The sequence below is a fragment of the Variovorax sp. OK212 genome, assembly GCF_900112425.1.
In the GTDB taxonomy this organism is placed as follows: Bacteria; Pseudomonadota; Gammaproteobacteria; order Burkholderiales; family Burkholderiaceae_C; genus Variovorax.
Map to the genome: position 1 here is coordinate 99,139 of NZ_FOLP01000005.1, position 20,573 is coordinate 119,711.

The following is a 20,573-nucleotide window of genomic DNA, read 5'->3' on the forward strand; positions in this document are numbered from 1 at the left end:
GCGGGCTGCGTGCGCAAGGCGCTTCGGGGTCTGTCTGCTAGATACGCATCGGCATCACGACGTACTTGAAGGATGCGTTCTCGGGGATGGTCAGCAAGGCCGAACTGTTGGAGTCGGCCAGGTCGAGCTTGACCATGTCCTGGTCCATGTTCGACAGCGCGTCGATCAGGTAGGTGACGTTGAAGCCGATCTCGATGCTGTCGCCACCGTAGTCGATGTCGAGCTCGTCCTGGGCTTCTTCCTGCTCGGCGTTGTTCGACGCGATGCGCAGTGTGCCCGGCTCGATGTTCAGGCGCACGCCCTTGAACTTCTCGCTGGTCAGGATGGCGGTGCGCTGCAGGCTGGCCAGCAGCGGCGCGCGGCCGAGCGTGACGGTGTTCTTGTGGTTCTTCGGGATGACGCGGTTGTAGTCGGGGAACTTGCCCTCGACCAGCTTGGTCACGAATTCCATGCCGCCGAAGCTGAACTTGGCCTGGTTGTTGGCGAACTGCATCTCGATGGCGCCTTCGGCGTCGGACAGCAGGCGCTGCATTTCGAGCACGGTCTTGCGCGGCAGGATCACTTCCTGGCGCGGCACTTCGACGTCGAGCGTGGCCGACGAAAACGCCAGGCGGTGGCCGTCGGTGGCCACCAGGCTCAGCTGCTTGCCTTCGGCCACGAACAGGATGCCGTTCAGGTAGTAGCGGATGTCGTGCACGGCCATCGCGAAGGAGACCTGCGAGAGCAGGTCCTTCAGCGTCTTCTGCGGCACGCTGAACACGGGGCCGAAATTGGCGGCTTCCTGCACCAGCGGAAAGTCTTCGGCGGGCAGCGACTGCAGCGTGAAGCGGCTCTTGCCGCCCTTGAGCACGAGCTTGCTGGCGCTGGACTCGAGACTCACGGTCTGGTCGGCCGGCATGGTGCGCAGGATGTCGATGAGCTTGCGCGCGCCGATGGTGGTGGTGAAGTTGCCTTCGTCACCGCCCAGTTCGGCGGTGGTGCGGATCTGGATTTCGAGGTCGCTGGTGGTCAGCTGCAGCTGGCCGCCGGTCTTGCGGATCAGCACGTTCGCCAGGATGGGCAGGGTGTGACGCCGTTCCACGATGCCCGCCACCGACTGCAGCGCGGCGAGGACTTTGTCTTGGTTTGCCTTCAAAACGATCATGTCTTCTTCCTCTTCTCTTATCTCTTTGAATCAGCTTGTAAGGGCGCCATTCTCCGCTGTCGCGAGGGGCACCTTCGATGACATCCGGCTTCTTCTTCAGCCCTTGAGCGTCTGTTCGAGCACGTGGAGCTGCTGGTTGAGTTCGGTGAGCTGCTGGCGCTCGCCCGAAATCTTGCGCACCGCGTGCAGCACCGTCGTGTGATCGCGCCCGCCGAACAGCTCGCCGATTTCCGGCAGGCTCTTCTGCGTGAGCTCCTTGGCCAGGTACATCGCGATCTGCCGCGGCCGCGCAATGCTGGCCGGGCGCTTCTTGCTGTACATGTCGGCGACCTTGATCTTGTAGTAGTCGGCCACCGTCTTCTGGATATTCTCGACCGAGATCTGGCGATTCTGGATCGACAGCAGGTCGCGCAGCGCCTCGCGCGCCAGGGCGATCGAGATCTCCTTCTGGTTGAAGCGCGAGTACGCGAGGATCTTGCGCAGCGCGCCTTCGAGCTCGCGCACGTTGGAGCGCACGTTCTTGGCGACGAAAAAGGCCACTTCCTCGGGCATTTCGGCCGATTCGGCGCGCGCCTTGTTGATCAGGATGGCCACGCGCATCTCGAGCTCGGGCGGCTCGATGGCCACCGTCAGACCCGAGTCGAAGCGCGAGACCAGGCGCTCGTGGATGTCCGCCAGGCCCTTGGGGTAGGTGTCGCTGGTCATCACGATGTGCGACTTCTTGGCGAGCAGGGCCTCGAACGCGTTGAAGAATTCTTCCTGCGTGCGGTCCTTGTTGGCAAAGAACTGCACATCGTCGATCAGCAACAGATCGAGCGAGTGGTAACGCTCCTTGAACTCGTCGAAAGTCTTGCGCTGATACGCCTTGACCACATCCGAGACGAATTGCTCGGCGTGGATGTAGAGAACTTTGGAATCCGGCTTGTCGGCGAGCAGCCGATTGCCCACGGCGTGCATCAGGTGGGTCTTGCCCAGGCCGACGCCGCCGTAGATGAAAAGCGGGTTGTAAAGATGCCCCGGCATGCCGGCCACGTGCATGGCCGCGGCGCGCGCCATGCGGTTGGCCGTGCCCTCGACCAGGGTGTCGAAAGTGAGGCCGGAATTCAGCCGGTTCTTGAAGCCGGCGGCGGCGGGCTCCTCGCCCGGGCCGGCCACGTCGCGCGGCACATCGGTTTCGGTCATGACGGTCACGGGCGCAGAGCGCACGGGCGTTTCGCGAGGAGCAAGCGCTAACTCGATGGCGACCGGCTGGCCGTACATCTTCTCGGCCATGGCGGCAATCTTGCCGGCGTACTGGGCCCGGATCCAGTCGAGCTTGAAGCGGTTGGCGACGAACACGGTCATGCGCGACAGGTCGTCGGCGACCTGTGCGGTCAGGGGCTTGATCCAGGTGTTGAACTGCTGCTCGGACAGCTCCTGCGCGAGCTGGTCGACGCAGGCCTGCCAGAGGCTTTCGCCGATGCCGTCAGTGGACATGGGCGCTTGGAAAAGTGAGGAGACCTTCAGGCATTTTTTTGGTATAGGTATTGTGGATATTCTCTGCTGGAAGGCGCCGGGCATTCTAACTTGTCAAAACCTTATCCACACGCTGCGGCTGGCGCCGAAAGGCCCGCAAATCCAGTCGAAGATTGTTCCGGCGGCCAATGTTTGCGATAATTGCGGGTTTCCCTGAAAACCTCTTTGCGTTGTCACCAGCGCCCGGAGTAGGAGTTCAGGGGTCTCCCTGGGTCATCCCATTACGCTCCCCCGGCGCCCCGCGGGTCTTTTTGCGCTTTCCGCGCGAAGGCCAGCGCGAACAGGGAATTAGGAAATCACCATGAAACGCACTTACCAAGCATCCAAAGTCCGCCGCGCCCGTACCCACGGCTTCCTGGTCCGCATGAAGACCCGTGGCGGCCGCGCCGTCATCAACGCACGCCGCGCCAAGGGCCGCAAGCGCCTGGCCGTCTGACGGCAGCCCACCTGCCGTTGCCAGCAGCCGACACGTCAACGCAGGCTCCAGCAGCCAGCGTTTCCGGTTCGACCGGCCCCGACGTGCACGGCCCGGCTTCCATGCAGCGGCTCAAGACCCGCGCGCAGTTCCAGGCCGTCCTCGCAGGTGCCACTGTGGCGCGCACTGCTCATTTCGCATTGCACCGCTGTGCGCTCGATCTCGCATCGAGCGCACAGCCGTTGTTCGCGTCCGACGACGTCTGGCTGGGTGCCATGGTGCCCAAGCGCTGGGCGCGCCGCGCGGTCACGCGCAACGCGATCAAGCGTCAGATCTATTCAGTGAGCGCCGCACCGGGCGTCGCTTTGCCGCGTGCTGCGCACGTGGTGCGTCTGCGCGCCGGTTTCGACCGCAAGGAATTCGTGAGCGCCACTTCGGACAAGCTCAAGGGCGCGGTGCGCGCCGAGCTCCAGCAACTGCTGGCGCGGGCCGCGCGGCCTGCACGTCCCTCGCCTGAGCGTTCACCCGTTTCGCCGCCTGCCTCGTCATGAAACGCCTGCTGATCGGCCTCGTGAAGGGCTACCGCCTGCTGCTGAGCCCCTGGCTCGGGCAGTCGTGCCGCTTCACGCCGACCTGCTCGGTGTATTCAATCGAGGCGCTCGAGGTGCATGGCGCGCTCAAGGGCAGCTACCTCACGCTGCACCGCATCGCGCGTTGCCAGCCCTGGTGCGACGGCGGGCACGACCCGGTTCCACCGAAATCACAGCGTCGCACTGACAAGTCAGGATCGCTGTTTTCGTCTCTTCTCTCCTCCGACAAGAAGTCTTCGTCATGAACGATATCCGCCGCACGATCCTGTGGGTGATTTTTGGGTTCTCGCTGGTGCTGCTGTGGGACCAATGGCAGGTCTTCAACGGCAACAAGCCGACCTTCCTGCCGTCGAGCAAGCCCGCCGCCACGGCCGCGGCGCCCGCCAACGCACCCGCGGCCAATGGCGTGCCGACCGCGTCCGGCACCACCGGCAATGCCGGCGCCGTGCCCACGCAGGCGGCTGCGGCCGCGCCGCGCGAGCAGGTCAGCGTGACCACCGACCTGTTCAAGGCCACGATCGACAGCGAAGGCGCCACGGTCAACCACCTCGAGCTGCGCAAGTACGACGAAGCCGATCGCACCAAGCACGTGGTGCTGTTCGAAAACGGCTCGCCCGCCACCCGCTACGTCGCCCAGACCGGCCTGCTCAACCAGGTCGATACCGGTGAACGCTTCCCCAACCACCTGACGCCGATGACGCCGAAGGCCGGTCCGCGCGAGATGGCCGACGGCCAGAACACGCTGGAAGTGAGCTTCGAGAGCGCCCCGGTCGGCGGCCTGAAGTACGTCAAGACCTACGTGTTCAACCGCGGCGACTACGCCATCGGCGTGCGCCACGAAGTGGTCAACGTGAGCGACCAGCCGCGCGAAGCGCAGCTGTACATGCAGCTGCTGCGCCACGGCACCGTGGCCGCCGGCACCATGTTCGGCACCAACACCTTCACCGGTCCGGCCGCGTACACCAACGAGAAGAAGTTCCACAAGCTCGACTTCAAGGACATCGCCAAGGGCAAGATCGAACCGCCGCCGCCGGCCAACGACGGCTGGGTGGCCATGGTCCAGCATTACTTCGTGTCGGCCTGGCTGCTCAAGGGCGACCCGGTCAGCGAACAGCTGCGCCGCGAGTTCCGCGTGAAGGACCTGGGCGACAACCTGTTCACCGTGGCCATGGTCGCCACGCTGCCCAAAATCGCCCCGGGCGCCACGCAGGTCGTGAACAGCACGCTGTTCGCCGGCCCCGAGGAAGAAAAGAAGCTCGAAGCCATCGCTCCCGGCCTGGACCTGGTGAAGGACTACGGCATCTTCGCGATCATCTCCAAGCCGCTGTACTGGCTGCTGAACCAGCTGCACGGCGTGCTGGGCAACTGGGGCTGGTCGATCGTGGCGCTGGTGGTGCTGCTGAAGGCGGCCTTCTACTGGCTCAACGCCAAGGCGTACGCCAGCATGGCCAAGATGAAGGCCATCAACCCGAAGATCATGGAAATGCGCGAGCGGCTGAAGGACAAGCCGCAAGAGATGCAGCAGGAAATGATGCGGATCTACAAGACCGAGAAGGTCAATCCGATGGGCGGCTGCTTCCCCATCGTGATCCAGATCCCGGTGTTCATCGCGCTGTACTGGGTGCTGCTGTCGTCGGTCGAGATGCGCCACGCACCGTGGATTCTCTGGATCACCGACCTGTCGGCACCGGACCCCTGGTACATCCTGCCGATCGTCATGACGGCCACCTCGCTGTTCCAGACCTGGCTCAACCCGACGCCACCGGACCCGATGCAGGCCAAGCTGATGTGGATCATGCCGCTCGCGTTCAGCGTGATGTTCATCTTCTTCCCGGCCGGCCTGGTGCTGTACTGGATCACGAACAACACGCTGTCGATCGCGCAGCAGTGGTTCATCAACAAGCGCCTGGGCGTGCTCGGCACCAAGAAGTAGCCGCACGACGCCCCAGTCATCCCTCGAAGGGCCGCGAAAGCGGCCCTTTTTGCTGAAAGAATCCGCACCATGCTCGCCCGCACCACCGATCCCATCGTCGCCATCGCCACCGCCTCGGGGCGCGGCGCGGTCGGCATCGTGCGGGTGTCGGGTGCCAGGCTGGCGCCGCTGATCGACGCGATCTGCGGCCGCGCGCTCAAGCCGCGCGAGGCCACCTACCTGCCCTTTCGCGACGCCGCCGGCGAGCCGGTCGACCACGGCCTGGCCATCCACTTTCCGTCGCCGAACTCCTTCACCGGCGAAGACGTGCTCGAGCTGCAGGCCCACGGCGGCGCGGTCGTGCTGCAGCTGCTGCTGGCGCGCTGCCTGGAGGCCGCGGCCGAGAGCGACCCGGTCACCGGCCGCCCGCGCCTGCCCGGCCTGCGCGTGGCCGAGCCCGGCGAGTTCAGCCAGCGCGCCTTCCTGAACGGCAAGATCGACCTGGCGCAGGCCGAGGCCATTGCCGACCTGATCGACGCGAGCACCGAAGCGGCCGCGCGCAGCGCCGGGCGTTCGCTGTCGGGCGCCTTCTCGCGCGAGATCCACGCGCTGCGCGACGCGCTGATCCACCTGCGCATGCTGGTGGAAGCCACGCTCGACTTCCCCGAAGAAGAAATCGACTTCCTGCAGAAGGCCGATGCCGCCGGCCAGCTCGACAGGCTGCAGGCGCAGCTGGGCGCCGTGCAACAGCGCGCGCGCCAGGGCGCCTTGCTGCGCGAGGGCATCAAGGTGGTGATCGTCGGGCAGCCCAACGCGGGCAAGAGCTCGCTGCTCAACGCGCTGGCCGGTGCCGAGCTGGCCATCGTGAGCGCGGTGGCGGGCACCACGCGCGACGTGGTGTCGCAGACCATCCAGATCCATGGCGTGCCGCTGCACGTGGCCGACACCGCCGGCTTGCGCGAGAGCAGCGACGAGGTCGAGCAGATCGGCGTGGCGCGTGCCTGGGGCCAGATCGAAAGCGCCGATGCCGTGCTGTTCCTGCACGACCTGACGCGCGCCCACCTGGGCGACTACGCCGCCGCCGACGCCGATATCCTCGCCGGCCTGCGCCGCAAGCTGCCGGCCAGCGTGCCGGTGCTCGACGTGTGGAACAAGCAGGACGCGGCACCCGGCGCGCACTCCGAAGAAGGCATCGCCCTGTCCGCCAAGACCGGCCTGGGCATCGAGGCGCTGCGCGAACAGCTGCTGGCCATGGCCGGCTGGCAGGCCGTGCCCGAGGGCGTGTACCTCGCGCGGGCGCGCCACGTGCAGGCGCTGGCGCAGGTCGAAAACCACCTGGCGCTGGCGGCCGGCCACCTTGCGGCGCAGGCCCAGTTGCTCGACCTGCTGGCCGAGGAATTGCGGCTGGCACAGAACGCGCTGAACGAGATCACCGGCGAGTTCGGGGCGGACGACCTGCTGGGCGTCATCTTTTCGCGCTTCTGCATTGGGAAATAGCGACACGCGCGCGCAAAAGCGTAAACACTTGTAGCCGAATCTTGCGAGCTTCGCGGATACTTCGGCACACATGCGGGGGTCGAAAAAAACATGTCCATCCAGAACCTGAGCCGCGTCATCGCGGAGAACCTGAGCAGCGACGCCTTTGCGTTGACGTTCACTGTCCAGCAATGGGAGACGCTGGCGGGCTACCTGCAGCCGATCGACACCAGCATCGGCGACGTGCTGATCGAGCAGGGCACGCCCGACCGCTCGGTGTTCTTCATCGAAAGCGGTGCCGTCAGCGTGCACCGCGTCAGCAGCAAGGAGCAGATGAAGCTCGCCGTGCTCACCGCCGGCTCGGTGGTGGGCGAAGGCGCGTTCTTCTCGCGCCAGCCGCATTCGGCCAACGTGGTGGTCACCGGCGCGGGTCGCGTGTGGCGGCTCACCTCGGTGCGTTTCGTGGAAATGTCGAACCGCCAGCCGAACACGGCGCTGGAAATCGCGCTGGCGCTCGGCGCCGTGATCGCCAAGCGCATGGCGCACCGCTCCAAGCGCGTGGCCGTGACCTGAAGCGCGAGTCGGCCTGCGCCACGCAACCCGCCCGAAATTTCCAGACCCCGCAGATGCGGCCATGCGCGCCATCGGCCAGCCCCGTTTTTCCCTTGGATCCCCGAGAGTAGTCAGTAAGCCATGGCCTTGATCTGTCCGGTCTGCAGCACGGAAAACCGTGACGGCGCCAATTTCTGCCGGGGCTGCGGCATCGAGCTGCCCGCCGCGCCCGACCGGATCCCCCCGCCCCCGAGCCCCGAGCGCGAATGGGCCACCACCGCCCCCGCCCAGCTGCGCGCGCCGACCATTCCGGCGCCGCTGTTCGACGAGGGCAAGCCGGTGCCGCCCCCGGCGCCCGCGCCCGTCTTCGCCCGTTTCCGGGCGCCGGCACGGCCGTCGTTCTTCGGCAGGCTGAGCGGCGGCCCGCGCGACGACGACGAGCAGACCGTCTTCATGGTGCACGACGACGAAGAGCTGCCGCCCTCGCCCTCGGCCGCGCGCGCGTTTGCCCCGGCGCCGGATGACGCGCGGGCGCCGGGCGCCGAGCGCAAGAAGGCGCGGGTCAAGGTCCGCCGCTCCGTGCCGGTCGAGCCGGCGCCGCCGCGCAAGCGCGTGATCCTGCTGTGGCTGGGCCTGCTGGCCGTTGCCGTGGCGATGGTCGTGGCGGGCTGGTCGGGCTACGGGACGCGCAAGGCACCCGCGGCGGCCGACGAAGCCGCACCGGCCGCCGAGGTGCCGGCTGCAATGACCGCGCCGGCGCCGGCATCGCCCGCAGTCCCGCCCGAGCCGCCAGCCGCGGCACCCGCCGTGACCGATCCCCCCGCCGCCGAGCCCGATGCCGCCGCAGCGCAGGCGGAGGCAACGCCCGCCGCACCGGCCAAGCCCGCGGCGGCCAAGACCCGCAAGCAGGCCACCGCCGCCACGCCGGCACCCAGCGCGCCCGAACCCGCGGCACCCGTTGCCGCGTCGGCCCCGCCGCCGGCGGCTCCCGCACCGTCGGCCGAGCCTTCGGCCATGTGCGGCGACCGCAACTTCATCGCCAAGGCGCAGTGCATGGCCTCCCAGTGCCTGAAGGCCGAGTTCAAGTCGCATGCGCAGTGCGAAGCCGTGCGCCGCCAGCAGCGCCTGGAAGAAGAAAAGCGCAACCCGACGCTGATCAACTGATCCCGGCCCCAGGTTGCGCGCACTTCGTGCCGCTTCGCCTGACCCTGCCGGAAGGCGACACCAGCGGCCAAGCCAGGCCAGGCCAGGCCAGGCCAGGCCGGCTCCGCGCGGTACCCCGGAAGGTGCTTCAGCCCTTTTGCAGCCGCTCGACCGCCATGGACAAGGCGGCGGGCTTGCCCGACAGCACCAGCGTGTCGCCGTCCGACAGCACCGTGTCGTCGGCCAGCGTGCGCGGCTGGCCGTCCTGGCGGCGCAGGCTGGCCACGCGCACGCCCAGCGTGTGCAGCGCCAACCCGGCCAGTGTCTGCCCGATGGCGCGCGCGCCGGCGCTCAGGGTGAAGCTGTTGAGCCGCTCGTGGTCGATCTCGTCGGCGTTGTCGTCGTCGGCGCCGTGAAAGTAGCCGCGCAGCAGGTTGTAGCGCGCGTCGCGCTGGTCCTGCACCACGCGGATCACGCGGCGCATCGGCACGCCGACCAGCGCCAGCGCATGGCTGGCGAGCATCAGCGAACCCTCGATGGCCTCGGGCACCACCTCGGTGGCGCCGGCCGCCTGCAGCTTCTCGAGGTCGTGGTCGTCCTGCGTGCGCACGATCACCGGCACGTGCGCCGCATGCGCGCGCGTGTTGGCCAGCACCTTCATGGCGCCCGGCACGTCGAGGTAGGTGACCACCACGGCGCTGGCGCGCGCCAGGCCCGCGGCCATCAGGGCCTGCAGGCGCGCGGCGTCACCGAACACCACCGAGTCGCCGGCGGCGGCGGCCTGGCGCACGCGGTCGGGGTCGAGGTCGAGCGCCATGTACGGGATGCCTTCGCGCTCCAGGATGCGCGCCAGGTTCTGGCCGCAGCGCCCGTAGCCGCAGATGATCACGTGCTGCGCGGTGTTGATGGTCTTGCGCGCGATGCTCGTCATCTGCAACGACTGCTGCAGCCAGTCGCTGGCCACCAGCTTTCGCACGATGACGTTGCTGTACATGATGATGAAGGGCGTGGCCAGCATCGACAGCACCATCGACGCCAGCACCGGGTTGGCCAGCCACGGCGGCAGCAGGCTGCGCTCCTGCGCCAGCGTCAGCAGCACGAAGCCGAACTCGCCGGCCTGCGCCAGGTACAGGCCGGTGCGCAGCGACACGCCCGAGGTGGCGCCCAGCACCTTGGCCAGCACCGTCACCAGCCCGAGCTTGAACGCCAGCGGCACCAGCAGCAGCACGCCCACCAGCAGCCAGCGCTCGACCACGATGTGCCAGTCGAGCGACATGCCCACGGTGATGAAGAACAGGCCCAGCAGCACGTCGTGGAAGGGCCGGATGTCGGTCTCGACCTGGTGCTTGTATTCGGTCTCCGACACCAGCATGCCCGCGATGAAGGCGCCCAGCGCCAGGCTCAGGCCGGCCAGCTCGGTGAGCCACGCCAGGCCCAGCGTGATCAGCAGCACGTTCAGGATGAAGAGCTCCTCGCTGCGCCGCCGCGCCACCAGCGTGAGCCACCAGCGCATGACGCGCGGGCCGCCGTACAGCAGCACGCCGATCAGGAAGCTCGCCTTCAGCAGCGCGAAGCCCAGCGCCTTGGCCAGCGCCTCGGGCGGCGCGCCCAGCGCGGGAATCAGCACCAGCAGCGGCACCACGGCCAGGTCCTGGAACAGCAGCACGCCCATCACGCGCTTGCCGTGTTCGCTCTCGAGTTCGAGCCGCTCGGCCATCAGCTTGACCACGATGGCCGTGCTGCTCATGGTGAGCGCGCCCGACAGCGCCAGCGCGGTCTGCCAGCCCAGCCGCCACGAGGGCGGCAGCCAGTGCGCGATGACCAGCGCGCCGATGGTGGCGATGGTCATCGTCAGCAGCACCTGCAGCAGGCCGAGCCCGAACACGTGCTTGCGCATCGCGCGCAGCTTGGGCAGGCTGAACTCCAGCCCGATCACGAACATGAGGAACACCACGCCGAACTCGCCCAGGTGCTGGATGCCTTCGGTGTTCTGCGCGAGCGCGAACGCGTGCGGTCCGATGAGCACGCCGGCCGAGAGATAGCCGAGCATCGGCGGCAATTTCAGGGAACGGCAGGCCACCACGCCGATCACCGCGGCAAGGAGATACAACAGCGTGAGATCGAACGAAGACATGGGCGCCGATGCTAGAGCAATGTCCGTGCCCCGGGCTTCCACGGGACATGGCATGCCCCTGCATGGCCCGGCCCGTAAAATCGCCCGATGAGCTCCCGCCCCGCCCCGGCCCCCGTGGTCGACCCCGAAGCCATCCTCGCTCGGGCACGCCTCACCTTCGACATCGAAGCCGAAGCCGTTCACGGCTTGAAGACCCGCGTCGGTCCGAGCTTCGTCGACGCCGTGCGCAAGATCCTCGAGGTGCGCGGCCGCGTGGTCGTGATGGGGATGGGCAAGAGCGGCCACGTCGGCCGCAAGATCGCCGCCACCCTCGCCTCCACCGGCACGCCCGCGATGTTCGTGCACCCGGCCGAGGCCAGCCACGGCGACCTCGGCATGATCAAGTCGGTCGACCTGGTGCTGGCCATCTCCAACAGCGGCGAGGTCGACGAGCTCACCGTCATCCTGCCGGTCGTCAAGCGCCAGGGCGTGCCCCTGATCGCCATGACCGGCCGCCTCGAATCGACCCTGGCCCGCCATGCCGACATCGTCATCGACGCCGGCGTGTCCAAGGAAGCCTGCCCGCTCAACCTCGCCCCCACCGCGAGCACCACCGCCCAGATGGCGATGGGCGACGCGCTGGCCGTGGCGCTGCTCGACGCGCGCGGCTTCGGCTCGGAAGACTTCGCGCGCTCGCACCCGGGCGGCGCGCTCGGGCGCAAGCTGCTCACGCACGTGAGCGACGTGATGCGCTCGGGCGACGACGTGCCGCGCGTGGCACCCGACGCCAACGTCAGCGAGCTGATGCGCGCCATGAGCAACAAGGGCTTCGGCGCCGCGGCGGTGGTCGCGCCCGACGGCCGCGCGCTGGGCATCTTCACCGACGGCGACCTGCGCCGCCTGATCGAGGCCGGCGCCGACCTGCGCAGCCCCAGGGCCGCCGACGTGATGCACCACGACCCGCGCACCATTCGCGTGGACGCGCTGGCGGTGGAAGCCGCCGAGCTCATGGAGCAATGCGGCATCACCCGCCTGTTCGTGATCGACGGCGCGGGGGTGATCGTGGGCGCGATCAACACCACCGACCTGATGCGCGCGAAGGTCATCTGATGCCGCTCGAGTTCCAGGCCGAAACCCTGCTCGCCGCACAGGACGTGCGCATCGTTTTCTTCGACATCGACGGCGTGCTGACCGACGGCGGCGTGTACTTCACCGAGCACGGCGAAACGCTCAAGCGCTTCAGCATCCTCGACGGCTACGGCCTGAAGCTGCTGCGCAAGGCCGGCATCGTGCCGGCCGTGATCACCGGGCGCGACTCCAAGCCGCTGCGCGTGCGGCTCGAGGCGCTGGGCATCGAGCATGTGCGCTACGGCACCGAAGACAAGCTGCCCGCCGCGCAGGCCATGCTCGACCAGCTCGGCTTCAGCTGGGCTCAGGCCGCGGCCATCGGCGACGACTGGCCCGACCTGCCCGTGCTCACGCGCGTCGGCTTCGCGGCGGCGCCGGCCAACGCCCATGCCGAGGTGCGCAACATTGCGCGCTACGTGACCCAGGCGCGCGGCGGCGAAGGCGCGGCGCGCGAGTTCTGCGACCTGCTGCTCACGGCCTGCGGCCAGTACCGCGCCATGCTCGACGCGGCGCTGGGACCGAACCGGAGCCCGAACGCATGAGCACCGCGAAACGCGCGTGGGGCATGGCGCGCGACGTCATCGACCGCACCACGATCTACCTGCCGATCATCCTGACGGCCGCCGTTGCGCTGGGCACCTACTGGCTGGTGCGCAACGCGCCCAAGCTGCTGGAGCCCACGGCCAAGGTCGCGCCCACGCACGAGCCCGACTACTTCATGCGGGACTTCGTCATCAAGAACTTCCTGCCCAACGGCGACCTGCGCAGCGAACTGCACGGCGTCGAAGGGCGGCACTACCCGGACACCGACACCATGGAGGTCGACAAGGTGCGCATGCGCTCGGTGTCGCCCGAGGGCCTCGTGACCCGCGCAACGGCCGACCGCGGGTTGTCGAACTCCGACGGCAGCGAGATCCAGCTGTTCGGCAACGCCATCGTCATTCGCGAACCGTCGGTGAGCCCGAACGGCAAGGCCACGCCGCAGCTCGAGTTTCGCGGCGACTTCCTGCACGCCTATGTCGACACCGAGCGGGTCACGTCGAACAAGCCGGTCACGCTCATGCGCGGCACCGACCAATTCACCGGCGACACGCTCGACTACGACAACCTGAGCGGCGTGGCCAACCTGAACGGCCGCGTGCGCGGGGTGCTGATTCCGTCGGCCGCCAAGGCGGCCCCGGCCGCACCCGCCAAGAAACGCTGAAGAAGAAAAAAGAAAACCACCGCTGCATGACCACGTCCCCGCTTGTCTTCATCACCGGCGCCTCCAGCGGCATCGGCCAGGCCCTGGCCGCGAGCTTCCACGACGCGGGGTACCGGCTGGCGCTGGTCGCGCGCCGCACGGCGGAGATCGAATCGTGGGCTCAGGCGCGCCGGATCAGCGCGGACCGCTATCAAATCTACAGCGCCGACGTGGCGCAGACCGACAGCATCGTGGCCGCCGGCCATGCCTGCATCGCGCAGCAGGGGCTGCCTGACGTGGTCATCGCCAATGCCGGCATCAGCGTCGGCATCGACACCGGCGAGCGCTCCGACCTCGACGTGCTCGCGCAGACCTTCGCCACCAACAATGTCGGCCTGGCCGCGACCTTTCATCCGTTCGTGCGGGCCATGGAGCAGCGTGGCACCGGCCGGCTGGTGGGCATCGGCAGCGTGGCGTCGATCCGCGGGCTGCCGGGGCACGGGGCGTATTGCGCCAGCAAGGCGGGCGTGGTCGCGTACTGCGAGAGCCTGCGCGGCGAACTGTTCAAGAGCGGGGTGAAGGTGGTCACGCTCTGCCCCGGATACATCGACACGCCGCTCACGCAGGGCAACCGCTATGGCATGCCCTTCCTCATGACGGCCGAGGACTTCGCGGCCCAGGCGCTGCGCGCCATCGAGGCGGGCACGAGCTACCGCGTGATCCCGTGGCAGATGGGCGTGGTCGCCAAGATCATGCGCATGCTGCCCAACGCCGTGCTCGACCGCGCCGTGCAAGGGCGCGAGCGCAAGAAGCGCAGCGGCGAAGCCTGAGGGCGCGCCGGACCAAGCGGGGCCTGGCGGGCCGCACGGGCTGCCGGCCATGAAAAAAGGCTCCCGAGGGAGCCTTTCGTCTTTGGGTGCCTGGAAGCGCAGGGCTCAGTAGCCACTGTTGCCGCCGCCATAGCCGCCACCACCACCGCCGCCGCTGCGACCACCGCCGCCACCGCCACGGGGGCCGGCACCGTAGGGGCTGCGGAAACCGCCATCGCCACCACCGCCGCCGCCGCCACTGCGGCCACCGCCACCGCCGCCGTAACCGCCACCGCCGGAGCGGCCACCGCCGCCGCTGCGATCGCCGCCACCACCACCGTAGCCACCACCGCCGCCGCCGTAGCCACCGCCACCACCGCCGCCATAACCGCCGCCGCCACCACCGTAGCCGCCGCCACCACCGCCACCGCTGCGCGGGGGACGTGCTTCCATGGGACGTGCTTCGTTGACGACGACGCTGCGGCCGCCCAGGGGCTGGCCGTTCATGCCGGTGATGGCTGCCTGTGCTTCCGCGTCACTGCCCATCTCGACGAAGCCGAAGCCCTTCGAGCGGCCGGTGTCACGTTCCATCATGACCTTGGCGCTGGTCACTGCGCCGAACTGCCCGAAGGCCTGTTCGAGATCTCCGTCGCGCACCGAGTAAGGCAGGTTGCCGACGTACAGTTTGTTGCCCATCGAGGGACTCCTATAAACACATCAAGAAAAGCGATGGAGTCCCGAAAGCATCACTCAAACGAGAGCCGTCGAGTCGCGCGAAACTGACCGATCACCGAACTGACTCCCGACCAAAATGAAGAGGGAGGCTCGTGCATTATGGGGGAAATATCGAAAATGCAAGCGGGAAATTGCGTCTTGAGGTAGCACCTTCAAAAGTACCTGGAAGCTAGCGCACGCTTACGGTTTGGAGAGGCGCTTTCGATGCGGTGTGTAGAATCCGCCCCGTCATTGGGGAGTAGCCGCCTTCCGATCTGCGAGAAGGGCCCGCGTCAACAGACTTGTCCTGCCCCACACGGGACATGGCGCGTGCAGTGAACATACCTGGCGAGACCTTTGACCATGCAACTTCGGAAAAAAATGGCCGAAGGGTGTTGCATGGTCAATTGCGTCCTTCGGCCTAAGGAACCCCACGTTCATCATGGAAGCTTTTCTCGTTGCAACCGGCGTAGTTGCGCTCGCCGAAATGGGCGACAAGACCCAACTCCTGGCACTCTTGCTCGCGGCCCGTTTCAGGAAACCCTGGCCCATCGTCCTCGGCATCTTCGTTGCCACCATCATCAACCACGCGTTGGCGGGTGCGGTCGGCAACTACATCACGCGCTGGCTCGGGCCCGAGGTGCTGCGCTGGATCCTCGGCGGCTCGTTCATCGCCATGGCCGCCTGGATGCTGATTCCCGACAAGCTCGACGACGACGACGCCCCCGGCGTGTCGAAGTTCGGCGTCTTCGGCACCACCGTGATCGCCTTCTTCCTGGCCGAGATGGGCGACAAGACCCAGATTGCCACCGTCATGCTGGCCGCGCGCTTCACGCACGACTACTTCTGGGTGGTGGCCGGCACCACGCTGGGCATGATGCTGGCCAATGCGCCGGTGGTGTGGCTCGGCGAAAAGATCGTGCGGCGCGTGCCGATCAAGCTGGTGCACGGGATCTCGGCCGCGATCTTCCTGGTGCTGGGCATCATCATGATCATCGGCTGGTAGGCTGCCGATGAGACGGGGCGATATACTGCCCCTCGCGCCGATTTGCTACAGCTTGCGGGCGCTTTATAAATTCAGCTAAAGACAGGCGCGGCAGACCCGGCTCGTTTTTGGCGAGGCCGGGTTTTTTCATTCATGTCGTCGTCACCACCTTTGGTCGTCACCTCGCAGTCGATGCAGTTCGCGGGCCCCCTGGCCTTGCGCAGCGGCGCATCGATCAGCGACTACACGCTCGCCTACGAAACCTACGGCACCCTGAACGCCGAGCGCAGCAATGCGGTGCTGGTGTGCCATGCGCTCAACGCCTCGCACCACGTCGCGGGCGTCTACGAGGGCCAGGCCCGCTCTGAGGGCTGGTGGGACAACATGGTGGGGCCGGGCAAGCCGGTGGACACCGACCGCTTCTTCGTGATCGGCGTGAACAACCTCGGCTCCTGCTTCGGCTCGACCGGCCCGATGCACGTGAACCCCGCCACCGGCCGCGTCTACGGTGCCGACTTCCCGGTGGTGACCGTCGAAGACTGGGTCGACGCCCAGGCCGAGCTGCTGAACGCGCTGGGCATCGAGACGCTTGCGGCCGTCATGGGCGGCAGCCTCGGCGGCATGCAGGCGCTGTCTTGGACGCTGCAGTACCCGCAGCGCGTGCGCCACGCCGTGGTGGTGGCCAGCGCGCCCAACCTCACGGCCGAGAACATCGCCTTCAACGAGGTGGCGCGCCGCGCCATCGTGACCGACCCCGACTTCCACGGCGGCCACTTCTACGAACACGGCGCGATCCCCAAGCGCGGCCTGCGCATCGCGCGAATGATCGGCCACATCACCTACCTGAGCGACGACGTGATGAACACCAAGTTCGGCCGCATCCTGCGTAGCGCCGTCGAAGGTGAGGCTGCGGCGCTCGACTACCGCTATTCCACGCAGGACGTGGAGTTCCAGATCGAGAGCTACCTGCGCTACCAGGGCGACAAGTTCAGCGAGTACTTCGACGCCAACACCTACCTGCTGATCACGCGCGCGCTCGACTACTTCGACCCCGCGCGCAGCCATGGCGGCAAGCTCAGCACCGCCTTCGCGCAGGCCAGCGCCAAGTTCCTGCTGGTGAGCTTCAAGACCGACTGGCGCTTCTCGCCCGCGCGCAGCCGCGAGCTGGTGAAGGCGCTGCTCGACAACCGCCGCAACGTGAGCTACGCGGAGATCGACGCGCCGCACGGCCACGACGCCTTCCTGCTCGACGACGTGCGCTACATGGGCGTGGTGCGCTCCTACTTCGATCGCGTCGCCAAGGAGTTCCAGCAATGAGCGACCTCGACCACCAGCGGCTGATTGCCGAACTCGTGCCGCAAGGCGCGCGCGTGCTCGATCTCGGCTGCGGCGACGGCGCCCTGCTCGACCTGCTGCAGCGCGAGCGCGGCTGCACCGGCTACGGCGTGGAGATTGCCGACGGCAACGTGCTGCAGTGCATCCGCCGCGGCGTCGACGTGATCCAGCTCAACCTCGACGAAGGCCTCGCGATGTTCGACGACGCCTCGTTCGACGTGGTGCTGCAGATCGACACGCTGCAGCACCTGCGCAATGCCGAGGTGATGCTGCGCGAGACCGCGCGCGTGGGCCGCATCGGCATCGTCGCCTTCCCCAACTTCGCGCACTGGCCCAACCGGCTGAGCATCGCGCGCGGGCGCATGCCCGTGACGCGCCGCCTGCCCTACCAGTGGTACGACACGCCGAACATCCGCGTGGGCACCTTCAAGGACTTCGAGGTGCTGGCCGGCAAGAACAACCTGCGCGTGCTCGACGCCTTCGGCCTGCAGGACGGGCGCGGCGTGCGCTGGCTGCCCAACGCGCGCGCCGGCACGGCGGTGTTCAAGTTCGAGCGCGGCGGCGGCTGAGCCGCTCGCTGAACAGGCGATGAGCTTCACGCTCGCCGAGCCGGTCCACAGCGAGCTGCTCATCAAGAAGAGCCGCTTCATCGGCTGCGTGCAATCCGTGCCCGACCGCGCGGCCGCACTGGCCGTCGTGGCGTCGCTGCGCGCCGAGCATCCCGCCGCGGCGCACGTCTGCTGGGCCCTGATGGCCGGTGGCCAGTCGGCCGCCAACGACGACGGCGAGCCCGGCGGCACGGCCGGCCGGCCGATGCTCGAAGTGCTGCGCCACCAGCAGGTCGAAGGCGCGCTCGCAACGGTGGTGCGCTACTTCGGCGGCGTGAAGCTCGGCGCGGGCGGCCTGGTGCGGGCCTACACCGATGCGGTGGCGCAAGCGCTGCTCGGCGCCACGCTCGTGCCGCTGGTGCGCCAGCGCAGCCTGCGCTGTTCGGTGCCTTATGCGCTCGAAGGCCTGGTGCGGCGCGAACTTGCCGCGGCGGGCGCGACGCTCGACAGCGTGCAGCACGGCGACGACGTGGCCTTCGCCTTCTCGCTGCCCGAGCCCGATGCCGACGCCTTCATCGTGCGCCTCGGCGATGCTGCGCAAGGGCGCGCCGTCTGGCCGCGGGAGTGATGCGTTTCGCGGGCACTGCAGGCACCGCGGGCACCTCGGGCCGAGGCGGCGTCAGCCCGAGAATGCCGCGCGGCGGCACCGCTGCCACCACCGTCTCGTCGTCGTCGGGCCCGCGCCGCGCCATCTCGGCGGTCACGATGCCCGTGGGCACCGCGAGCACGCCCCAGCCCAGCAGCATCATCACCGAGGCGATCGCGCGGCCCAGGTCGGTCTTGGGCACGAGGTCGCCGAAGCCCACCGTGGCCATCGTCGAGATGGCCCAGTAGATGGCCACCGGAATGCTGGTGAAACCGTGCTGCGGCCCTTCGACCACGTACATCAGCGTGCCCATCACCAGCACCACCAGCATCACGAAGCCGACGAACACGATGATCTTGCGCCGGCTCGATGCCACGGCCGAGACCAGCGCGCGGTACTCCACCGAGTAGCGTGACAGCTTGAAGATGCGGAACACGCGCAGCAGCCGCAGGATGCGCACGTCGATCAGGTAGGCCATCTCCGGCGCGAGCGCCACCAGGAACGTCGGCAGCAGCGCGAGCAGGTCGATCACGCCGTAGAAGCTCAGCGCATAGCGAAGCGGCTTGTTCACGCAGCACAGCCGCGCGATGTACTCCAGCGTGAACAGAATGGTGAACACCCATTCGAGCGCGTTGAACAGCGGGCGCCACTGTTCGCGGATCGACTGCACGCTGTCCAGGATCACCACCAGCACGCTGGTGACGATCACCGCGATCAGCGCCAGGTCGAACACCAGCCCCGCGCGCGTGTCGGCCTCGAAGATCACCGTGAACAGCGTGCGGCGCCAACCGTGCGCGGGCTTGTCGAAGCGCGAGTCGGTGGCGGACGAGATGGCGCGCATGGCGGGCGCGGCGGGCGCGCCACTGGAAACTTCGGTGTTCGAACGGGTCATGAAGCGCCATTGTCATGTGTCTGCACGACTTATTCGGTTACGCTTCTTGCGCAATGAAGTGCCGCATGCAGTGAGCGCGTTCTTACGATAGTCCCTTTCTTGAGGAGCTCCCCATTGGCTACACAGTCCCCCTTCTTCGGCAAGCGTGATCGAGACACCGATTCGTTGAATTCCCGCCCCGCGCCGCTGGTCGGCGCAGGCACCAATCTCTCGGGTACCCCCGTGAATCCATCGTCGCTGACCGCACAGCAGGGCGGCCTGAACCCCGCAGCCGCTGCTGCACCCGCCGTCAAGGAAGGCGGCAGCAAGCTCACCGTCGGCCCGAACATCAAGCTCAAGGGCGTCGAGATCACCGACTGCGACACGCTCGTGGTCGAAGGCCTGGTCGAGGCCACGATGGACTCGCGCCTGATGCAGATCGCCGAACAGGGCGAGTTCAAGGGCTCCGCGGAGATCGACATCGCCGAGATCCGCGGCGTGTTCGACGGCAGCCTCACGGTGCGCGAGAAGCTCGTGATCCACTCGACCGGCAAGGTCACCGGCAAGATCCGCTACGGCAAGATCGTGATCGAGGAAGGCGGCCAGCTTTCCGGCGAGATCAGCCACGGCACCAAGCCGTCGCTCCAGGCGGCTTGAGTCCAGGCCGCTCGTTGCTGCTTAGGACTTAAGCAGTCGGCGGGGTCCACCCCAGGCGCTCCAGCAAGGCACCGGCCGCGGCCGGTGCTTTTTCTTTGGCGCCGTTGATGAAGTAGACGAACACGTCGCGCTTCCCGGTTTTCTTCGTGGGTGACGTGGTCCAGCCCTGCGCCCGTTCGGCCCACGTGTCCAGCGCCTTCGGGCCGTAGCCCGTCTTGAGCTTGGCGTCGGCCATCATGAGCCGCGCATAGGCGACGTCGCCCTCGGGCTCCTCGAACGACGGAAACTTGTCGGCGTCGGTGAACACCGTCGACACCTTGTGCTTCTTCGCCAGCGCCTGGTAGGCCGGCGTGATGAAGCTCTCGTGCCGCACGTCCATCACGTGCCGCAGCACGCGGCTGCCTTCCTTCCCGGGCAGCAGCGAAAGAAAAGCCTCGAAGTCTTCCGCATCGAACTGCTTGGTCGGCATGAACTGCCACACGATCGGCCCGAGCTTGTCGCCGAGCTCGGCCACGCCGCTGTCGATGAAGCGCTGGATCGACTCGCCCGCGCCCGCCAGCAGCTTGCGGTTGGTCGAGAAACGCGAGGCCTTGAGCGAGAACATGAAGTCGGCCGGCGTGTCGTCGTGCCACTTCCTGAAAGTCTCGGGCTTGAAGGTGCTGTAGTAGGTGCCGTTGATCTCGATGGAGCTGACCTTGCGGCTCGCGTAGTTCAACTCCTTCGCGTGCGCGAGCCCCTTGGGATAGAAGTTGTCGCGCCAGGGTTCGTAGGTCCAGCCGCCAATGCCCACCTTGATGTCTGCCTTGCTCACATGACCCTCCGGGTTGAGATCGCCCG

At 67.5% G+C, this 20,573-nt stretch carries 22 protein-coding genes and 1 riboswitch; of the genes, 16 read left to right on the plus strand and 6 right to left on the minus strand.

Features of this window, described 5'->3' with window-relative positions; genetic code table 11:
- Positions 1–37: 37 nt before the first annotated feature.
- Both dnaN and dnaA read right to left on the minus strand, forming a co-directional pair.
- A complete protein-coding gene (dnaN, locus tag BM004_RS17000) occupies positions 38–1,144 on the minus strand; it encodes a DNA polymerase III subunit beta (RefSeq protein WP_093128829.1) in 1,107 nt (368 codons plus the stop codon).
- A 96-nt stretch (positions 1,145–1,240) separates the two neighbouring features.
- The gene (gene dnaA, locus BM004_RS17005) at positions 1,241–2,620 is read right to left on the minus strand and encodes a chromosomal replication initiator protein DnaA (RefSeq protein WP_093215165.1); all 1,380 of its coding nucleotides are present in this window, start codon (positions 2,618–2,620) and stop codon (positions 1,241–1,243) included.
- A gap of 340 nt (positions 2,621–2,960) precedes the next feature.
- Between dnaA and rpmH the strand changes: the two genes are divergently transcribed.
- From rpmH to BM004_RS17040, 7 genes are all read left to right on the plus strand, one after another.
- Entirely contained in the window at positions 2,961–3,095 is a 135-nt protein-coding gene (rpmH, locus tag BM004_RS17010; protein ID WP_007834827.1) for a 50S ribosomal protein L34, read from the plus strand.
- Between the two features lie 101 nt (positions 3,096–3,196).
- Positions 3,197–3,625 (plus strand): ribonuclease P protein component, encoded by a 429-nt coding sequence (locus tag BM004_RS17015; RefSeq protein ID WP_093215167.1) that lies wholly within the window; start codon positions 3,197–3,199, stop codon positions 3,623–3,625.
- The gene (gene yidD / locus BM004_RS17020; RefSeq protein ID WP_007834832.1) at positions 3,622–3,909 is read left to right on the plus strand and encodes a membrane protein insertion efficiency factor YidD; all 288 of its coding nucleotides are present in this window, start codon (positions 3,622–3,624) and stop codon (positions 3,907–3,909) included. Before BM004_RS17015 ends, yidD begins: the two co-directional genes overlap by 4 nt.
- Entirely contained in the window at positions 3,906–5,597 is a 1,692-nt protein-coding gene (yidC, locus tag BM004_RS17025; RefSeq protein WP_093128832.1) for a membrane protein insertase YidC, read from the plus strand. Before yidD ends, yidC begins: the two co-directional genes overlap by 4 nt.
- 69 nt (positions 5,598–5,666) lie before the next feature.
- Entirely contained in the window at positions 5,667–7,073 is a 1,407-nt protein-coding gene (gene mnmE, locus BM004_RS17030; protein ID WP_093215170.1) for a tRNA uridine-5-carboxymethylaminomethyl(34) synthesis GTPase MnmE, read from the plus strand.
- A gap of 90 nt (positions 7,074–7,163) precedes the next feature.
- On the plus strand, positions 7,164–7,625 hold the full coding sequence (locus tag BM004_RS17035) for a Crp/Fnr family transcriptional regulator (protein ID WP_093128834.1): 462 nt from the start codon (positions 7,164–7,166) through the stop codon (positions 7,623–7,625).
- A 120-nt stretch (positions 7,626–7,745) separates the two neighbouring features.
- Complete coding sequence (locus BM004_RS17040; RefSeq protein ID WP_093215172.1) at positions 7,746–8,768, plus strand: zinc-ribbon domain-containing protein; 1,023 nt, start codon at positions 7,746–7,748, stop codon at positions 8,766–8,768.
- 127 nt (positions 8,769–8,895) lie between these two features.
- Here the strand turns inward: BM004_RS17040 and BM004_RS17045 are convergent, their stop codons facing one another.
- Positions 8,896–10,881 (minus strand): monovalent cation:proton antiporter family protein, encoded by a 1,986-nt coding sequence (locus tag BM004_RS17045; protein ID WP_093215175.1) that lies wholly within the window; start codon positions 10,879–10,881, stop codon positions 8,896–8,898.
- A gap of 87 nt (positions 10,882–10,968) precedes the next feature.
- Here BM004_RS17045 and BM004_RS17050 point away from each other — a divergent pair, with 87 nt between their 5' ends.
- The 4 genes from BM004_RS17050 to BM004_RS17065 are packed head-to-tail and all read left to right on the plus strand — an operon-like array spanning position 10,969 to position 14,001.
- Complete coding sequence (locus BM004_RS17050; protein WP_093128837.1) at positions 10,969–11,970, plus strand: KpsF/GutQ family sugar-phosphate isomerase; 1,002 nt, start codon at positions 10,969–10,971, stop codon at positions 11,968–11,970.
- Positions 11,970–12,530, plus strand: coding sequence for a KdsC family phosphatase (locus tag BM004_RS17055; RefSeq protein WP_093128838.1), 561 nt, complete (start codon positions 11,970–11,972; stop codon positions 12,528–12,530). Before BM004_RS17050 ends, BM004_RS17055 begins: the two co-directional genes overlap by 1 nt.
- Positions 12,527–13,192: an LPS export ABC transporter periplasmic protein LptC gene (lptC, locus tag BM004_RS17060; protein ID WP_093128839.1), complete on the plus strand. Its 666-nt coding sequence runs from the start codon at positions 12,527–12,529 to the stop codon at positions 13,190–13,192. The genes BM004_RS17055 and lptC overlap by 4 nt, the downstream gene beginning before the upstream one ends.
- Positions 13,193–13,218: 26 nt before the next feature.
- Entirely contained in the window at positions 13,219–14,001 is a 783-nt protein-coding gene (locus tag BM004_RS17065) for an SDR family oxidoreductase (protein WP_093128840.1), read from the plus strand.
- Positions 14,002–14,106: 105 nt separating this feature from the next.
- Here the strand turns inward: BM004_RS17065 and BM004_RS17070 are convergent, their stop codons facing one another.
- Positions 14,107–14,676, minus strand: coding sequence for an RNA recognition motif domain-containing protein (locus tag BM004_RS17070; protein WP_093215176.1), 570 nt, complete (start codon positions 14,674–14,676; stop codon positions 14,107–14,109).
- Positions 14,677–14,936: 260 nt separating this feature from the next.
- Positions 14,937–15,102: riboswitch (yybP-ykoY riboswitch) on the plus strand.
- A gap of 34 nt (positions 15,103–15,136) precedes the next feature.
- Here BM004_RS17070 and BM004_RS17075 point away from each other — a divergent pair.
- The 4 genes from BM004_RS17075 to BM004_RS17090 all read left to right on the plus strand — a co-directional run bounded on the left by BM004_RS17075 (position 15,137) and on the right by BM004_RS17090 (position 18,190).
- Positions 15,137–15,700, plus strand: coding sequence for a TMEM165/GDT1 family protein (locus tag BM004_RS17075; protein WP_093128842.1), 564 nt, complete (start codon positions 15,137–15,139; stop codon positions 15,698–15,700).
- Positions 15,701–15,832: 132 nt separating this feature from the next.
- Entirely contained in the window at positions 15,833–16,996 is a 1,164-nt protein-coding gene (locus BM004_RS17080) for a homoserine O-succinyltransferase MetX (RefSeq protein WP_093128843.1), read from the plus strand.
- A complete protein-coding gene (gene metW / locus BM004_RS17085) occupies positions 16,993–17,583 on the plus strand; it encodes a methionine biosynthesis protein MetW (RefSeq protein ID WP_093128844.1) in 591 nt (196 codons plus the stop codon). Before BM004_RS17080 ends, metW begins: the two co-directional genes overlap by 4 nt.
- 19 nt (positions 17,584–17,602) lie before the next feature.
- Positions 17,603–18,190 (plus strand): IMPACT family protein, encoded by a 588-nt coding sequence (locus BM004_RS17090; protein ID WP_093215179.1) that lies wholly within the window; start codon positions 17,603–17,605, stop codon positions 18,188–18,190.
- Here BM004_RS17090 and BM004_RS17095 read toward each other — a convergent pair.
- Complete coding sequence (locus tag BM004_RS17095) at positions 18,135–19,100, minus strand: ion transporter (RefSeq protein ID WP_093215181.1); 966 nt, start codon at positions 19,098–19,100, stop codon at positions 18,135–18,137. The genes BM004_RS17090 and BM004_RS17095 overlap by 56 nt on opposite strands.
- A gap of 114 nt (positions 19,101–19,214) precedes the next feature.
- Here BM004_RS17095 and BM004_RS17100 point away from each other — a divergent pair, with 114 nt between their 5' ends.
- Complete coding sequence (locus BM004_RS17100; RefSeq protein WP_093128847.1) at positions 19,215–19,736, plus strand: bactofilin family protein; 522 nt, start codon at positions 19,215–19,217, stop codon at positions 19,734–19,736.
- A gap of 28 nt (positions 19,737–19,764) precedes the next feature.
- Here the strand turns inward: BM004_RS17100 and BM004_RS17105 are convergent, their stop codons facing one another.
- Positions 19,765–20,547, minus strand: coding sequence for a DUF72 domain-containing protein (locus BM004_RS17105; protein ID WP_093128848.1), 783 nt, complete (start codon positions 20,545–20,547; stop codon positions 19,765–19,767).
- Between the last annotated feature and the right edge of the window lie 26 nt (positions 20,548–20,573).

Bases quoted from the DNA above. Each gene is read 5' to 3' on its own strand.
- BM004_RS17045 (WP_093215175.1), bottom strand. From the start codon at position 10,881: ATGTCTTCGTTCGATCTCACGCTGTTGTATCTCCTTGCCGCGGTGATC.
- BM004_RS17090 (WP_093215179.1), top strand. From the start codon at position 17,603: ATGAGCTTCACGCTCGCCGAGCCGGTCCACAGCGAGCTGCTCATCAAG.
- BM004_RS17040 (WP_093215172.1), top strand. From the start codon at position 7,746: ATGGCCTTGATCTGTCCGGTCTGCAGCACGGAAAACCGTGACGGCGCC.
- BM004_RS17095 (WP_093215181.1), bottom strand. From the start codon at position 19,100: ATGACCCGTTCGAACACCGAAGTTTCCAGTGGCGCGCCCGCCGCGCCC.
- yidC (WP_093128832.1), top strand. From the start codon at position 3,906: ATGAACGATATCCGCCGCACGATCCTGTGGGTGATTTTTGGGTTCTCG.
- BM004_RS17050 (WP_093128837.1), top strand. From the start codon at position 10,969: ATGAGCTCCCGCCCCGCCCCGGCCCCCGTGGTCGACCCCGAAGCCATC.
- metW (WP_093128844.1), top strand. From the start codon at position 16,993: ATGAGCGACCTCGACCACCAGCGGCTGATTGCCGAACTCGTGCCGCAA.
- BM004_RS17080 (WP_093128843.1), top strand. From the start codon at position 15,833: ATGTCGTCGTCACCACCTTTGGTCGTCACCTCGCAGTCGATGCAGTTC.
- rpmH (WP_007834827.1), top strand. From the start codon at position 2,961: ATGAAACGCACTTACCAAGCATCCAAAGTCCGCCGCGCCCGTACCCAC.
- lptC (WP_093128839.1), top strand. From the start codon at position 12,527: ATGAGCACCGCGAAACGCGCGTGGGGCATGGCGCGCGACGTCATCGAC.
- BM004_RS17015 (WP_093215167.1), top strand. From the start codon at position 3,197: ATGCAGCGGCTCAAGACCCGCGCGCAGTTCCAGGCCGTCCTCGCAGGT.
- BM004_RS17035 (WP_093128834.1), top strand. From the start codon at position 7,164: ATGTCCATCCAGAACCTGAGCCGCGTCATCGCGGAGAACCTGAGCAGC.
- dnaN (WP_093128829.1), bottom strand. From the start codon at position 1,144: ATGATCGTTTTGAAGGCAAACCAAGACAAAGTCCTCGCCGCGCTGCAG.
- yidD (WP_007834832.1), top strand. From the start codon at position 3,622: ATGAAACGCCTGCTGATCGGCCTCGTGAAGGGCTACCGCCTGCTGCTG.
- BM004_RS17065 (WP_093128840.1), top strand. From the start codon at position 13,219: ATGACCACGTCCCCGCTTGTCTTCATCACCGGCGCCTCCAGCGGCATC.
- dnaA (WP_093215165.1), bottom strand. From the start codon at position 2,620: ATGTCCACTGACGGCATCGGCGAAAGCCTCTGGCAGGCCTGCGTCGAC.
- mnmE (WP_093215170.1), top strand. From the start codon at position 5,667: ATGCTCGCCCGCACCACCGATCCCATCGTCGCCATCGCCACCGCCTCG.
- BM004_RS17070 (WP_093215176.1), bottom strand. From the start codon at position 14,676: ATGGGCAACAAACTGTACGTCGGCAACCTGCCTTACTCGGTGCGCGAC.
- BM004_RS17055 (WP_093128838.1), top strand. From the start codon at position 11,970: ATGCCGCTCGAGTTCCAGGCCGAAACCCTGCTCGCCGCACAGGACGTG.
- BM004_RS17075 (WP_093128842.1), top strand. From the start codon at position 15,137: ATGGAAGCTTTTCTCGTTGCAACCGGCGTAGTTGCGCTCGCCGAAATG.